Genomic DNA, 13,145 nt, shown 5'->3' with positions numbered 1-13,145 from the left:
AGGGCACTTCGTTTAGCTAATAACAGCAGACCTTGCTAAGTGAAACGCCGTTGCGAGCATATTAATAATAATCTAATAGCATCCTTGCGATCTCAGCGTTTAAATTCTTTAAATTAACAACAATTTAAATTATCTGATGACTGTACATCTTACTGAATAAAAAGCCTTTGCAAACATATTATAATAATTTAATAACATCTTTACGATCTCAACGTTTAAATAAAATAATTATATTTAATGCATGGTTTTAATTTCAAAAATTCTGTTTTTCACCAGCCATCACGGTTTTTATACTGTGATTCTGTTGTTTGTGTTCTTTGGACTTCTCTCCTATCTGACAAAAAAAGCACGGTTCCTGATCCCGATCCTTCCTCTGGCTATATTAAATGGGTTTGGAGGTCAGTTTTTAAATGCATGGTTTTTAAACAAATACGGAGTGGAAAGTACCGCTATCATCACGTCTGATGTAGAAACCAATTCTACCCTGAACGACATGTATATCCACGATTATGAAGCTATTGTAAAGAAACAGGACGGGAAATACACCACTACTTTTTTCTCTACCACTTCTGCAGCAATCTATCCTATCAGAAATTCAATCAGAATACCGGGTGACAAGGATATTCCTGTAAAATACATTCCGGGATATGAAAAGAACATAGTCATCCTTTATGATCAGTCCAGAGAAGGAAAAATTTTAATCCAATACGAAAAGTTAGCTCCCGTCAATTCTGCAAAAACCAAGTATGAGGCAGACAAAACGAATAAAGAATTCATTGAAGAATATATCGCAGCATTGGAAGAGTATGTAAAATACTATGATGATGAAACCTACAAAGAGAAAATCAAAGAATTGCAACTTGAGCGTAAGCACCTTAAATAGGAGGTTATTATATTAAGTTTTTTTAATTTTTACTATTTTTTAGTTTTTGTATTAAAAAAATTTCTACATTTGTCCCATGTTTAAAATGAGCAACAATATTTGGTGGTGGCTTTCAAACTCTTCGTCGGGTCTGAAGGTATTGTCATGTTGCTAATCATACAGCAGAATAATCAAAAAACAATATATAGGCTTTGACGGATACCGTTGAAGCCTTTTTTTATTCCTCAACTTTATAAAAAATAAAAAAACAACAAGATGTTCACTGACACAATTAAAATAAAAACTGTTTCGAAAAAAACACTGGGAGATCTTCATACTCCCATGAATATTTACCTTAAGATCAGGGATAAATTCCGTGATACGATTCTTCTCGAAAGCTCGGATTCAAAAAGTATTGATAATAATTTTTCCTTCATCGCAGTGAATGCCATTGCAGGAATTGAAGTGAAAAACCTCAACGAATATGAAATCAAGCTTCCTGCTTCTGCTCCTGTAAAGCAATTCATGATGGAACGCAATATCACCGATATATTTGAAGAATTCAGGAAAATTTTTAAATGTGAAGAAACCAACGACCCTATAGAACAGACCGCTCAGAGCCTTTTTGGCTATACAAGTTTTGAGGCGGTACAGTTTTTCGAAAACATCAATCTTAAAGCACAAAGTAAGGAAGTTGAAATTCCTGTGCTGAGATACAGATTATATCAATACGTGATCGCTATCAACCATTTCAATGATGAAATGTATATTATTGAAAACTCTATTGATGGGGTAAAATCTGAATTTCATCTGTTGGAAAATCTTATTAAAAACCAGAATACTCCGGTGTATCCTTTCGAAAAAACAGATAAGGAAACTTCCAATATTACTGATGAAGACTATATCGAACTGGTAAAAACAGCCCAAAAGCACTGCATGCGCGGAGATGTCTTCCAGCTGGTTCTGAGCAGAAGATTTGAACAGAAATTCAAAGGTGATGAATTCAATGTATACCGTTCTTTAAGAAACATCAACCCTTCTCCATACCTTTTCTATTTTGATTACGGAAATTATAAATTATTCGGATCAAGCCCTGAAAGTCAATTAATCATCAAAAACAATAAAGCAATTATCCACCCAATTGCCGGAACATCTAAAAGAACAGGAAATCTGGAAACGGATCTTGAAGCTATCGAGGTTTTAAAAGCTGATCCTAAAGAAAATGCAGAACATACCATGCTGGTTGACCTGGCAAGAAATGACCTTGGAAAACTCGGAAAAAATGTAACGGTAAGCAAACTTAAAGAAATTCAGCTGTTCTCTCACGTTATTCATATGGTAAGTGAAGTGACTGCTGATGTGGCTGATGATATCAATCCTCTTGAAATGGTTTCCGCTACTTTCCCTCAGGGAACACTGAGTGGTGCACCGAAGCATAAAGCTCTTCAACTTATTAATCAATACGAAAAAGATTCCCGCGGATATTATGGCGGCTGTATAGGAATTATCGGATTGAACGGTACCTGCAATCAGGCCATTATGATCAGAACTTTCTTAAGTAAAAATAATACACTCTTTTACCAGGCTGGTGCCGGTATTGTAGCAAAATCAGTTCCGGAAAATGAACTGCAGGAAGTCAATAACAAGCTGAATGCCCTTAAAAAAGCAGTTGAAAAAGCAGAAAAAATAGTTGAAAAATAAAATAGTTCCAATCAACTAGCAACTAGCAACTAGCAACTAGCAACTAGCAACTAGCAACTAGCAAAAAAACAACCTAACAAAAAAGAAATGAACAACAATATAAACACTCAGCAGACTCTGCTTAAAGTTCTCGTTTTTGACAACTATGACAGCTTCACTTATAACCTGGTCCAGATTATTGAAAGAATTCTGAATCAAAAAGTAGATGTGGTAAGAAATGATAAAATTACCCTTGAAGAAATTGGAAAATATGACAAGATCATCCTCTCACCGGGACCTGGAATTCCTGAAGAAGCAGGTATTTTATTAGACCTTATTAAGGAATATGCCCCTACGAAAAGTATTCTTGGAGTATGTCTCGGACAACAGGCTATCGCTGAAGCTTTCGGAGGAAATCTTATTAACCTGACTGAAATTTTCCACGGGGTGGCAACGACTACTGAACTGGTAAAAGAGAATACAAAACTTTTCAAAAATTTAAGTTCAGGACTGGAAGTGGGCAGATACCACAGCTGGGCAGTAAATCCCGAAGGGTTTCCGGAAGAGCTGGAGATCACAGCCGTAGACAAAGACGGAATGATCATGGCTTTACAGCACAAAACCTATGATGTACACGGAGTACAGTTTCACCCTGAGAGTATTTTAACACCCGAAGGAGAAGTCATCATTAAAAACTTTCTTTTACCGTGAAAACATTAGAAATTCCATCAACAACAATAAAAACACCACAAATGAAAGAAATACTGCAATACCTGTTCAACCATAATACGCTTTCAAAATCAGAAGCTAAAGCTACTATGATTGAGATTGCCCAGAATAAGTTCAATGCCGCAGAAGTTACCGCCTTTATCAGTGTTTTCCTGATGAGAAATATTACCCTGAAAGAAGTGGAAGGTTTCAGAGAGGCTCTGCTTCAGATGGCTGCTCCTGCAGACATAGAGGCAAGTAATGCCATTGATATTGTGGGAACGGGAGGTGACGGAAAAGATACCATCAATATATCAACATTGGCCAGCTTTGTGGTGGCCGGAGCCGGACAGAAGGTAACCAAACATGGAAATTATGGTGCTTCCACTACCACAGGTTCATCCAATGTACTGGAAGAACTGGGATATCAGTTCAAAAACAACTCGGAACAATTGAATGAAGACCTTGAAAGAGCCAACATCTGCTTTTTACATGCTCCTTATTTTCATCCCGCGCTGCAATCGGTTGGATTATTGAGAAAATCTTTAGGATTAAGAACATTCTTTAATCTTTTGGGACCATTAGTGAATCCTGCAAAACCCAAATATTCAATGATTGGAGTGTACAACCTGGAAATAGCGAGAATTTATCAGTATCTCCTTCAAAAAGAGGAACGTGAGTTTATTCTGGTACACGGCCTTGACGGATATGATGAAATAAGTCTTACCGATGACAGTAAAATCATCACAAAAAACGGGGAGGAAATATATTCTGCAGAAGATTTAGGTTTCAATCCGGTAACGCTGGAAGATATTAAGGCTGGAAGTTCTATTCAGGAAACAGCAAAAATATTTATGAATATCCTGGAGGGAAAAGGTACAGAACAACAAAATTCTGTGATTCTGGCGAATGCTTCGGTAGCTCTTTACAACACGCACAGGTTTGGAACGTATGACAACTGTCTTCTTTTAGCCCAGGAAAGTCTGCAAAGCGGAAAAGCACTGAACAGTTTTAATCTTTTAATTAATTAGTCTTATTATTTTTTTTAACCGTTAAGAATTTTTAAGTGATGAAGAATAGTTAAGATCATAGCTAAAGCTATTTATTCAGCGACATCCTTCATTCTCCATCTTTGATGGAACTTAATTTATCTTATCATCTTAATATCCCTTAATGGTTTATCATTTTTATCATCTTATTAAATTCTGTATCAAATGACTATACTGGATAAAATTATTGAACAAAAAAAATTGGAGATTGCGGGAGCAAAATCACGTATATCTCTTGATCGATTAAAAAATACAGGCTTTTTTGGAAGAAAAACCTATTCTCTGAAAGAATCCATCAAAAATAAAAACGGGATTATCGCTGAATTTAAAAGACAATCTCCTTCAAAAGGGATTATCAACAATAGTGTAGAGCCTTTAGAAGTGGTTTCAGCTTACGAAAGCTTTGGAGCCAGCGGAATTTCTATCCTGACCGATCATGATTTTTTTGGAGGAAATTTAAATGATATTCTAAGTGTAAGAAATGATATTAAAATTCCGATCCTGCGAAAAGATTTTATGATTGATGAATACCAGTTCTATGAAGCCAAAAGTATAGGAGCAGATGTTATTTTACTGATTGCGTCTTGCCTTTCACCTGCTCAGGTAGATGAATTCACAGCACTTGCCCACGAACTGGAAATGGAAGTTTTATTGGAAATTCATACCGAAGATGAACTGAAACATTTTAATTCAAAAATTGATCTTGTGGGGATCAACAACAGAAACCTTAAGGATTTCAAAGTGGATCTTCAACATTCTGTTCAGTTGAAAAATCAGCTTCCCAAAGAAGTTTTATCTGTAGCGGAAAGCGGCATTTACAATCTTGAAGATTTTCAGTTTTTAAAAGAAAAAGGATTTGACGGCTTCCTGATGGGAGAATATTTTATGAAAAATACGAATCCTGCCAAAGCATTTGAAAATTTCTCAGTACAAATTTAATATATAAACCATACCTGATCATGAATCTGCAACCTTCCAGCACTCCAAAACTCAAAGTATGTGGTTTAACACAATTAAACCAGATTCAGGAGCTGATCGCTATGAACGTAGATTTCCTTGGCTTTATCTTCTATGCAAAATCACCAAGATATGTGTTGAATCATCTGAGCCTGGAAGAGATCTCTACTATTGATCATCACGGGAAAACAGGTGTTTTTGTGAATGAAGCCACGGATAACATTCTCAAAATTATTCAAAAAGCAGGATTACATTTTGTTCAGCTTCATGGTGACGAAAGTGATCGTTTCATTGCTGAATTAAGACAAAAACTGGATCCCGAAGTTAAGATCATTAAAGTGATAAGAATAGGAGAAAATGATTCAGATACCAAAAATAAAATATTGCAAACTTTTAACCTGCAACCAGCAACCTCGACTCTACAACCTATCTCCTATTACCTTTTCGATACAGATGGAAAAACATTCGGCGGAACGGGAAAACAGTTTGACTGGTCTTTATTGAAAGACCTTACTATTCCTCTGCCCTATTTTTTAAGTGGAGGTATTTCAGAGGAAAACATTGGAAATATCGAAGCATTACAACAAAAACCATATGCTTTAGATATCAATTCAAAATTTGAAACTGAACCAGGATATAAAGATATTGACCGCATAAAAAAGTTTAAAGACCTATATCAGTAAAAGATATAACAACTAAAAAAACACAATGATGAACATACACTTGCTAAAAAAGACATTTTATAAAACCTTATTTCCTCCTAAGTTCGGGAATGAAAAAATACAGTCTCTGTACCATTTTGTTGCTGAGAATGACAGTAATATCGAGCATTGGGAAGTTGGTGGATTATTGTCTGAGTTCATTGATATTATTAAAGATTTTCAGGAAACCGATATCCAGTATTTTTTTGAAAGAATCAGTTTATGGAACAGCTATTATCTTGTTATTATTTCAGATAAGTTTCTGGAAAACCATGTAAGATCAGTTATAAAATATGACTTAGGATTGATTTATGCTAAAATATTTCTGCTGTATGAAGATGCTGATTCTTATTATCTGATTGACAATCTGGAAATTGCAATTACCATGTATCAGTCACAAATAGATAAAGCAACTTTGATTGATTTGATGCATAAAATAGAATTATTACATTATAAAAAACTGATTACCAAACAACAACACGATTACCATCTTACATTTATTAATAGTTTGAATTCATGAAATATCAGATAAAAGAAACTAAGGATTTAACGGAAAGCGAGATAGAACATATCTTGCAGCTTTGGGATATTTCTGCCTGGAATACTATGAAACCTGCCTATTTCCGGACTTTTTTCAAAGATTCAGAATTTCATTTTATGCTGAATAGCGATGAGAATATACTGGCATTGATGCGTGTAAATTTTGATTTCACCTTAAAAATAACGGGCATTGACTATTCTTTTGGAGAAGCTGTAGGTCTCGTTTCTGCACATAAAAAGAAAGGATATGGAGCAGCTTTAGTCCATCATTTCGAAGAAAATGTCATTCAGAGAAATTTGGATACTATTGGTTTCTGTCATTCGGATCTTCGTCCTTTTTATGAAAAGTGTTCGATTGAAATTCTTCATGATAAAGCCAAAATGATCAAAGAAAGTATCGGTTCGGAATGGATAAACTCTGAAGATGATGATATTTTGATTTTTAATGTTTCAAAGGAAACAAAAGAACTGCTCAATCAGCTGAGCTCACAGAATAATGCTTATTTAATTAGTAAAGAATAAAAAAATGAATTATAAAAACCCCGATAAAAACGGATATTATGGAGAGTTTGGAGGTGCTTTTATCCCCGAAATGCTTTATCCTAATGTAGAAGAATTACAAAAAAACTATCTTGAAATTATAGAATCTGAAGATTTTCAGACTGAGTATCAGGATTTGCTGAAAAACTATGTAGGCCGTGCAACACCATTATATTTTGCTAAAAATCTAAGTCAGAAATACCAGACTCAGATTTATTTAAAACGTGAAGACCTCAACCATACCGGAGCTCACAAGATCAATAACGCTCTGGGACAGGTTTTATTGGCAAAACGTCTTGGAAAAACCAGGATTATTGCTGAAACCGGAGCCGGGCAGCATGGTGTTGCCACTGCTACAGCGTGTGCTTTACTTGGTTTGGAATGCATCGTTTATATGGGAGAAATTGACATCCAGAGACAGGCCCCGAATGTTGCAAGAATGAAAATGCTGGGTGCGGAAGTTGTGCCAGCTACTTCAGGATCAAAAACCCTTAAAGATGCCGTGAATGAAGCATTAAGAGACTGGATCAACAATTCTCAGACAACTCATTATGTAATCGGAAGCGTGGTAGGTCCTCATCCTTTCCCCGATCTTGTGGCAAGATTCCAAAGCATTATTTCAAAAGAGATTAAAGAACAACTTAAAGAAAAAATCGGTAGAGAAAATCCTGATTATGTGATTGCCTGTGTAGGTGGAGGAAGCAATGCTGCAGGAACTTTCTATCATTTTGCAGAAGAAAAAGAAGTAAAAATCATTGCTGCAGAAGCGGGAGGATTGGGAGTAGATTCAGGAAAATCTGCAGCTACTACATTTTTAGGAACTCTTGGTGTACTTCATGGAAGCAAAAGCCTTGTGATGCAGACGGAAGACGGCCAGGTGATAGAACCCCACTCTATCTCTGCAGGACTGGATTATCCGGGAATAGGGCCTTTTCATGCCCATTTATTTAAAGAAAAACGTGCTGAATTCTTTAGCATTAATGATGATGAAGCTTTAAAATGTGCTTTTGAACTGACCAGACTGGAAGGAATTATTCCGGCATTGGAAAGCTCCCATGCGCTTGCTGTTCTGGACAAGAAGAAATTTAATGAAAATGATGTTGTCGTTATTTGTCTGAGCGGCCGTGGAGATAAGGACATGGAAACGTATCTGAAAAACCTGTAGAATGTATTTCCCCGGCTGACATTCATTACATTATACTTTAATACCATAAAAAATGAAAAAACTAAATATATACTTCACCGCAGGAATTCCACAATTGGAAGATACCGCTGATATTATAAAACTGATTCAGGATTCCGGAGCAGATATGATCGAAATCGGAATGCCATATTCTGATCCTGTAGCAGACGGACCGGTGATTCAGAAGGCTCATGAACTGGCTTTACAAAACGGAATGACGATTGAAAAACTGTTGTCTCAATTAAAAGCGATCAAAAACAAAATCAGAATTCCGATTATTCTGATGGGTTATATCAACCCTGTATTGAGTTTCGGATTTGAGAGATTCTGTGCGGCATGCTCCGAAAGTGGTGTTTCAGGATTGATTCTTCCGGATCTTCCTCCAATCGAGTTTGAGAAAAATTATCAGCAGATTTTACAACAATATAACCTTAATTTTACCTTTCTGGTAACGCCGGAGACTTCTGATGAAAGGATGATCTATCTGGATTCTTTAAGTTCAGGTTTTCTGTATGCAGTAAGCTCTTCCTCCACAACAGGAAATGAAAATGCCGTTTTAAAAAATGAGAACTACCTTTCCAGAGTAGCATCCCTCCCGCTTAAAAATCCTGTGATGATTGGATTCGGAATCAAAACGAAAGAGGATTTTGAAAATGTAACGGAAAAAGCAGATGGCGGTATCATAGGAACAGCCTTTGTGAATATTTTGCTTCAGGATAAAGACTGGAAGAAAAGTGCCATAGATTTTATCCATTCAATCAAAGGGTAAAATTCACTAAATTTGTATATCAAAAATTGAAATGAATACAAATCAAAATAAATCAGTAGAATTTGAAGATTTAGGGGTCAAAGAATATCAGCCAGCCTGGGATTATCAGGAACAGCTGATGAAAAATATTATTGATACCAAAATAAAAAACAGGGATCTTCCTGCAGAACAACATAGTACTACTTCCAATCATCTTCTTTTTGTAGAGCATCCTCATGTTTATACTTTGGGAAAAAGCGGACATGAAGAAAATATGCTTGCCGGCATTGATAAACTGAAAGAGATTGATGCTACTTTCGTAAAGGTAAACCGCGGTGGAGATATTACGTATCACGGCTATGGACAGGTTGTAGGCTATCCTATCCTGGATCTTGAAAACTTTTTCACAGACATTCATTTATATATGAGAAATCTGGAAGAAGTGATCATCAGAACTATTGCCGAATATGGCATTAAGGGTGAACGTTCTCCGGGAGAAACAGGAGTATGGCTGGATGTAGGGAAACCTTACGCCAGAAAGATGTGTGCTATGGGGGTGAAAGCTTCCCGATGGGTTACCCTTCATGGTTTTGCCTTAAATGTAAATACGGATATGCGTTATTTTGAATATATCATTCCGTGTGGAATCAAAGATAAGCAGGTGACTTCTCTGAAAAGAGAACTTGAAAGAGAGCTGACATCCGAAGAAGTGGAAGAACTGAAAGCAAAAATCAGAAAACATTTTGCAGACGTTTTCCAAGCAGAATTGATCTACAAATAATCAAGACAGCTTAAGATATAATAAAAAACCAGTTTCAAATGTTGAAACTGGTTTTTTAGTTTAAATAATATCATATTATCAGAACATTTAGATTCCTACAGAATGACAAACTGTGGATAAAACTCCATTTCAATTGTGTCATTCTGTAGAAATCCAGACTTAATCAAAAAGAACTATTTCCCTCAATTACCACCATAATCATTAGTTTTTTGCCATTTTCAATATCATAAAATCAAAAATATAACAGGATAATGCGTTTTTTTGAAAAAAAATCTTGTATATATTTTAAATTTTATTATTTTTAATATCACAAAATAGTGAACTATTATCATTAGAAAGTTCACAGAAAATTAACCACCAAAATATAAAAACTATGAAAAAATTTCTGTTATCCATGATGGTTTTCGTAACGATGCTGTCATTCAACGCCTGTTCAGATTCAAATGCCAACCAGGACCCGAATCTTGTTGCCAAAGAGTCAAACGAAATTGCAATGAAAGATTTCGGCAAAACTGTTCCGGTAGGGATTGAAAAAGAAGATGGGAAATTTAAAATCTCATTTATGATTACTGCCCAGCCCTACTACATAAAGGACAGTAAAGAAAATGCAGGTTATATTTCCATGATCAGACAGGCAGTTGAAAATGAAACTCCTGTTCAGATTTTCCTTAAAACCAATACCAGCGAAATCGCAAAAGTAGACAAAGCAACAGATGAAGATATCCGTTATTTCAAATCTATCTTTACTAAAGATGTAAAAGAAGAAAGCAGAAAGGCTGTAAGTGTCATTCCTAACCTTGCCACTTTAAACAGTCTGTTTGCTCAGATTAAAAACCAGGCTTGCGGAACTTCTACAGCTTCTTCTCCGTGCATCACCTTCAGATATCCTGTTGACGGATGCTACGCAAGAGCTCACAAAATGAGACAAATACTATTGAATGCAGGATATGACTGTGAAAAACAGTTTGTATATGGTAACCTTAGAGCTTCTACAGGAACATGCTGCGTATCATGGGTATATCACGTAGCGATATTGGTAAGCTTTAAAAATGCTTCCGGAATTGTTGAAAAAAGAATCATTGATCCATCATTATTCTCCAGCGGACCTGTAACTGATGCTGCATGGAGAGCTGCATGTACCAATACAAGCTGTGGATCTGCTTCTGTATCTTCATATGCCAATACAGCAGGAAATGTATACTACAGAAGCCCGGCAGGATCTTTACTGTATGATAACAATTATGTAAATACCAATTGTGTATTGAATATCTTCTCATCCCTTTCAGGATGTTCTCCTTCTCCTGCACCTAGCGTAGGAAGCTGTGGATTTTAACTAATTTATATAGGGCTCCTGCATTTATTTTGATACATTGCAGGAGCTTTTTACTTAATACTTTTTGCTATGAAAGCCTGGTCCTATTTACTATTACTTTTTATTATGATTACATCCTGTTCCGGTAATTCCAGTTCACAAAAATTAACATGGTATAACAATTCCGCCATCACAAATATTACTGAAGATCCGGACAAACCTAATGAAGTGGTACGCGTTGCCATTGGAATCAGTGCGCAGGTTTTTTATATATCAAAGAAGTCACCGGATTACAAGAGTCTTATAGAAAAAGCTACACTGAGCTTTAAAGAAAGTAAGACCTATAATATTGGTATTGAAAATAAGACCAATATTATCAAAGAAATTAAAGAGGTTAAATAATCTTTACGCTCTCTGAAATTGTATGCCATTATCTGATCACAGAAATTCCGGCATCCACTTTTACTTCAGCTCCATGAATATAGGAGGCTTCCTCTGAAGCAAGAAACAGAACCACATTAGCTATTTCTGACGGTTCGCCCTGTCTTTTAAAAGGTATGGTAGGAATAATATCTTCAATGGCACTTTCAATCTGTTCTCCGGTTAAGCCTGTATTATTAAAAATGTTTGTTTTAATATGTCCGGGACTCACCCCGTTGACACGGATACCCCGTTCAGTAAGCTCTACCGCAAATGTTTTAATGAAAGACTGCACTGCTGATTTGGCCGCAGAATACACGGAAAAATTATGCATCGCAATATCTGTCGCCACAGAAGTATTAAAAATAACGGAGCTTCCGCTATTCATCAATGGCAATAGCTGCTGCACTGTAAAAAAAGGACCTTTTACCAGGAGATTAAAAAGTTCGTCAAACTGATTTTCATCCACATATTCTACAGGAGCAAATTTTCCATATCCTGCATTGGCAAAGACCAGATCAATATGTTCTGTATATTTTCTGACTTCCTGCCGGAGGTTCATCAGGTCTTTTATATTTCCTGCGTTGGATACGATTCTAAAAGCCTTTTCCCCCAGTTTTTCTAAAGCGATATTGACGGTCTCTTCACTTCTCCCTGTGATAATAACTTTTCCTCCTTCTTCGATGAATTTTTGAGCAGTAGCCAAACCCATCCCATTGGTTCCACCTGTAATCAAAGCGGTTTTGTTTTTAAATCTCTGCATTGTTTTTAGTTTAAATTTCTATTGCAAAGATTGGAATACAAAGGCTTTGAAAAAATCCGAATCATGCGGAAATGGATTAAAAGCAAATCGCTTATTTTCTGCTTATTTTAGTTCATCAATAATTGTCATCAATAAAATCTTTCAAAATTAAATTGCATGCAATTTAATTGCTTGTATATTTGCAGTGTTGCTTTACTTCAATATAAAAAAATCAGGAAGTTTAATAATCGCCAAGTAGTTTAATTTAAAACAAAGAAAAAATGTCATTAATAGAAAACCTAAACTGGAGACATGCTGTAAAAGCTTATGACCCGAACAAAAAAATTTCACAGGAAGACCTTACTACTATTTTAGAATCAGCAAGACTGGCTCCTACTTCATCCGGATTGCAGCCCTTCCGAATTATTGTAGTAGAAAATCAGGAGTTGAAAGAGAAAATGGTAGCCGGAGCTTTAAACCCTGAAGTAATGAGAGATTCTTCTCACGTTTTGGTATTTGCAGCATGGGACAGCTATTCTAATGAAAAAATTGACAAAGTTTACGATTATCATACGGATGTAAGAGATCTTCCGAGAGGACGTTTCGGAAGCTATACTGATACAATCAAGAAAATGTACGGAGCACAGACTCCTGAAGAACATTTTGCACATACTGCCCGCCAGACTTATATTGCCTTAGGAATTGCTCTTGCACAGGCGGCAGAACTTAAAATCGACAGTACTCCGGCAGAAGGATTCAACAATGCTGTAGTGGATGAAGTACTGGGATTAAAAGAACTGGGATTAAAAAGTGTAACTCTTTTATATCTTGGATACCGTGATGAAGCTAATGACTGGCTTTCTTCTATGAAAAAAGTCAGAATTCCAATGGATGAATTTATCATAAAAAAGTAATACCTTCA

General features: G+C 36.0%; 15 protein-coding genes. 14 read left to right on the top strand and 1 reads right to left on the bottom strand.

From position 1 onward, the window contains the following. Positions 1–241: 241 nt before the first annotated feature. From CHRYMOREF3P_RS21925 to CHRYMOREF3P_RS21865, 13 genes are all read left to right on the top strand, one after another. Positions 242–883: a hypothetical protein gene (locus CHRYMOREF3P_RS21925; protein ID WP_077415131.1), complete on the top strand. Its 642-nt coding sequence runs from the start codon at positions 242–244 to the stop codon at positions 881–883. Positions 884–1,138: 255 nt separating this feature from the next. Next, positions 1,139–2,563 carry an anthranilate synthase component I family protein gene (locus CHRYMOREF3P_RS21920; RefSeq protein ID WP_180565522.1) on the top strand — a complete coding sequence of 475 codons (1,425 nt, stop codon included), beginning with the start codon at positions 1,139–1,141 and terminating at the stop codon, positions 2,561–2,563. A gap of 87 nt (positions 2,564–2,650) precedes the next feature. Next, on the top strand, positions 2,651–3,253 hold the full coding sequence (locus tag CHRYMOREF3P_RS21915) for an anthranilate synthase component II (protein WP_077415135.1): 603 nt from the start codon (positions 2,651–2,653) through the stop codon (positions 3,251–3,253). A 41-nt stretch (positions 3,254–3,294) separates the two neighbouring features. After that, positions 3,295–4,281 (top strand): anthranilate phosphoribosyltransferase, encoded by a 987-nt coding sequence (trpD, locus tag CHRYMOREF3P_RS21910; RefSeq protein WP_077415137.1) that lies wholly within the window; start codon positions 3,295–3,297, stop codon positions 4,279–4,281. Between the two features lie 183 nt (positions 4,282–4,464). Further along, positions 4,465–5,238: an indole-3-glycerol phosphate synthase TrpC gene (trpC, locus tag CHRYMOREF3P_RS21905; protein ID WP_077415139.1), complete on the top strand. Its 774-nt coding sequence runs from the start codon at positions 4,465–4,467 to the stop codon at positions 5,236–5,238. 20 nt (positions 5,239–5,258) lie between these two features. Next, on the top strand, positions 5,259–5,939 hold the full coding sequence (locus CHRYMOREF3P_RS21900) for a phosphoribosylanthranilate isomerase (protein WP_175627213.1): 681 nt from the start codon (positions 5,259–5,261) through the stop codon (positions 5,937–5,939). 25 nt (positions 5,940–5,964) lie between these two features. Beyond that, complete coding sequence (locus CHRYMOREF3P_RS21895; RefSeq protein ID WP_077415141.1) at positions 5,965–6,477, top strand: hypothetical protein; 513 nt, start codon at positions 5,965–5,967, stop codon at positions 6,475–6,477. Further along, positions 6,474–7,019: a GNAT family N-acetyltransferase gene (locus CHRYMOREF3P_RS21890; RefSeq protein ID WP_077415143.1), complete on the top strand. Its 546-nt coding sequence runs from the start codon at positions 6,474–6,476 to the stop codon at positions 7,017–7,019. Before CHRYMOREF3P_RS21895 ends, CHRYMOREF3P_RS21890 begins: the two co-directional genes overlap by 4 nt. Before the next feature lie 4 nt (positions 7,020–7,023). Beyond that, positions 7,024–8,202, top strand: coding sequence for a tryptophan synthase subunit beta (trpB, locus tag CHRYMOREF3P_RS21885; RefSeq protein WP_180565521.1), 1,179 nt, complete (start codon positions 7,024–7,026; stop codon positions 8,200–8,202). Positions 8,203–8,254: 52 nt separating this feature from the next. Next, a complete protein-coding gene (trpA, locus tag CHRYMOREF3P_RS21880; protein ID WP_180565520.1) occupies positions 8,255–8,989 on the top strand; it encodes a tryptophan synthase subunit alpha in 735 nt (244 codons plus the stop codon). Between the two features lie 31 nt (positions 8,990–9,020). Then, positions 9,021–9,749 (top strand): lipoyl(octanoyl) transferase LipB, encoded by a 729-nt coding sequence (lipB, locus tag CHRYMOREF3P_RS21875; protein ID WP_077415149.1) that lies wholly within the window; start codon positions 9,021–9,023, stop codon positions 9,747–9,749. 373 nt (positions 9,750–10,122) lie between these two features. After that, positions 10,123–11,082 carry a protein-glutamine glutaminase gene (locus CHRYMOREF3P_RS21870; RefSeq protein ID WP_139348487.1) on the top strand — a complete coding sequence of 320 codons (960 nt, stop codon included), beginning with the start codon at positions 10,123–10,125 and terminating at the stop codon, positions 11,080–11,082. Between the two features lie 69 nt (positions 11,083–11,151). After that, positions 11,152–11,463 carry a hypothetical protein gene (locus CHRYMOREF3P_RS21865; RefSeq protein WP_139348488.1) on the top strand — a complete coding sequence of 104 codons (312 nt, stop codon included), beginning with the start codon at positions 11,152–11,154 and terminating at the stop codon, positions 11,461–11,463. Positions 11,464–11,491: 28 nt separating this feature from the next. Here CHRYMOREF3P_RS21865 and CHRYMOREF3P_RS21860 read toward each other — a convergent pair whose 3' ends face one another. Further along, positions 11,492–12,244 carry an SDR family oxidoreductase gene (locus CHRYMOREF3P_RS21860; RefSeq protein ID WP_180565519.1) on the bottom strand — a complete coding sequence of 251 codons (753 nt, stop codon included), beginning with the start codon at positions 12,242–12,244 and terminating at the stop codon, positions 11,492–11,494. A gap of 260 nt (positions 12,245–12,504) precedes the next feature. Between CHRYMOREF3P_RS21860 and CHRYMOREF3P_RS21855 the strand changes: the two genes are divergently transcribed. Next, a complete protein-coding gene (locus CHRYMOREF3P_RS21855) occupies positions 12,505–13,137 on the top strand; it encodes an NAD(P)H-dependent oxidoreductase (RefSeq protein WP_047383317.1) in 633 nt (210 codons plus the stop codon). Positions 13,138–13,145 lie beyond the last annotated feature (8 nt).

The sequence above is a fragment of the Chryseobacterium sp. JV274 genome, assembly GCF_903969135.1.
GTDB lineage: Bacteria > Bacteroidota > Bacteroidia > Flavobacteriales > Weeksellaceae > Chryseobacterium.
This window is presented reverse-complemented; position numbering and strand designations above follow the sequence as displayed.

Excerpts from the sequence above, each read along its gene's own strand:
- CHRYMOREF3P_RS21920 (WP_180565522.1), top strand. The coding sequence starts at position 1,139 with ATGTTCACTGACACAATTAAAATAAAAACTGTTTCGAAAAAAACACTG.
- CHRYMOREF3P_RS21870 (WP_139348487.1), top strand. The coding sequence starts at position 10,123 with ATGAAAAAATTTCTGTTATCCATGATGGTTTTCGTAACGATGCTGTCA.
- trpD (WP_077415137.1), top strand. The coding sequence starts at position 3,295 with ATGAAAGAAATACTGCAATACCTGTTCAACCATAATACGCTTTCAAAA.
- CHRYMOREF3P_RS21865 (WP_139348488.1), top strand. The coding sequence starts at position 11,152 with ATGAAAGCCTGGTCCTATTTACTATTACTTTTTATTATGATTACATCC.
- trpC (WP_077415139.1), top strand. The coding sequence starts at position 4,465 with ATGACTATACTGGATAAAATTATTGAACAAAAAAAATTGGAGATTGCG.
- CHRYMOREF3P_RS21895 (WP_077415141.1), top strand. The coding sequence starts at position 5,965 with ATGATGAACATACACTTGCTAAAAAAGACATTTTATAAAACCTTATTT.
- CHRYMOREF3P_RS21890 (WP_077415143.1), top strand. The coding sequence starts at position 6,474 with ATGAAATATCAGATAAAAGAAACTAAGGATTTAACGGAAAGCGAGATA.
- CHRYMOREF3P_RS21925 (WP_077415131.1), top strand. The coding sequence starts at position 242 with ATGGTTTTAATTTCAAAAATTCTGTTTTTCACCAGCCATCACGGTTTT.
- CHRYMOREF3P_RS21915 (WP_077415135.1), top strand. The coding sequence starts at position 2,651 with ATGAACAACAATATAAACACTCAGCAGACTCTGCTTAAAGTTCTCGTT.
- lipB (WP_077415149.1), top strand. The coding sequence starts at position 9,021 with ATGAATACAAATCAAAATAAATCAGTAGAATTTGAAGATTTAGGGGTC.
- CHRYMOREF3P_RS21860 (WP_180565519.1), bottom strand. The coding sequence starts at position 12,244 with ATGCAGAGATTTAAAAACAAAACCGCTTTGATTACAGGTGGAACCAAT.
- CHRYMOREF3P_RS21900 (WP_175627213.1), top strand. The coding sequence starts at position 5,259 with ATGAATCTGCAACCTTCCAGCACTCCAAAACTCAAAGTATGTGGTTTA.
- trpA (WP_180565520.1), top strand. The coding sequence starts at position 8,255 with ATGAAAAAACTAAATATATACTTCACCGCAGGAATTCCACAATTGGAA.
- trpB (WP_180565521.1), top strand. The coding sequence starts at position 7,024 with ATGAATTATAAAAACCCCGATAAAAACGGATATTATGGAGAGTTTGGA.
- CHRYMOREF3P_RS21855 (WP_047383317.1), top strand. The coding sequence starts at position 12,505 with ATGTCATTAATAGAAAACCTAAACTGGAGACATGCTGTAAAAGCTTAT.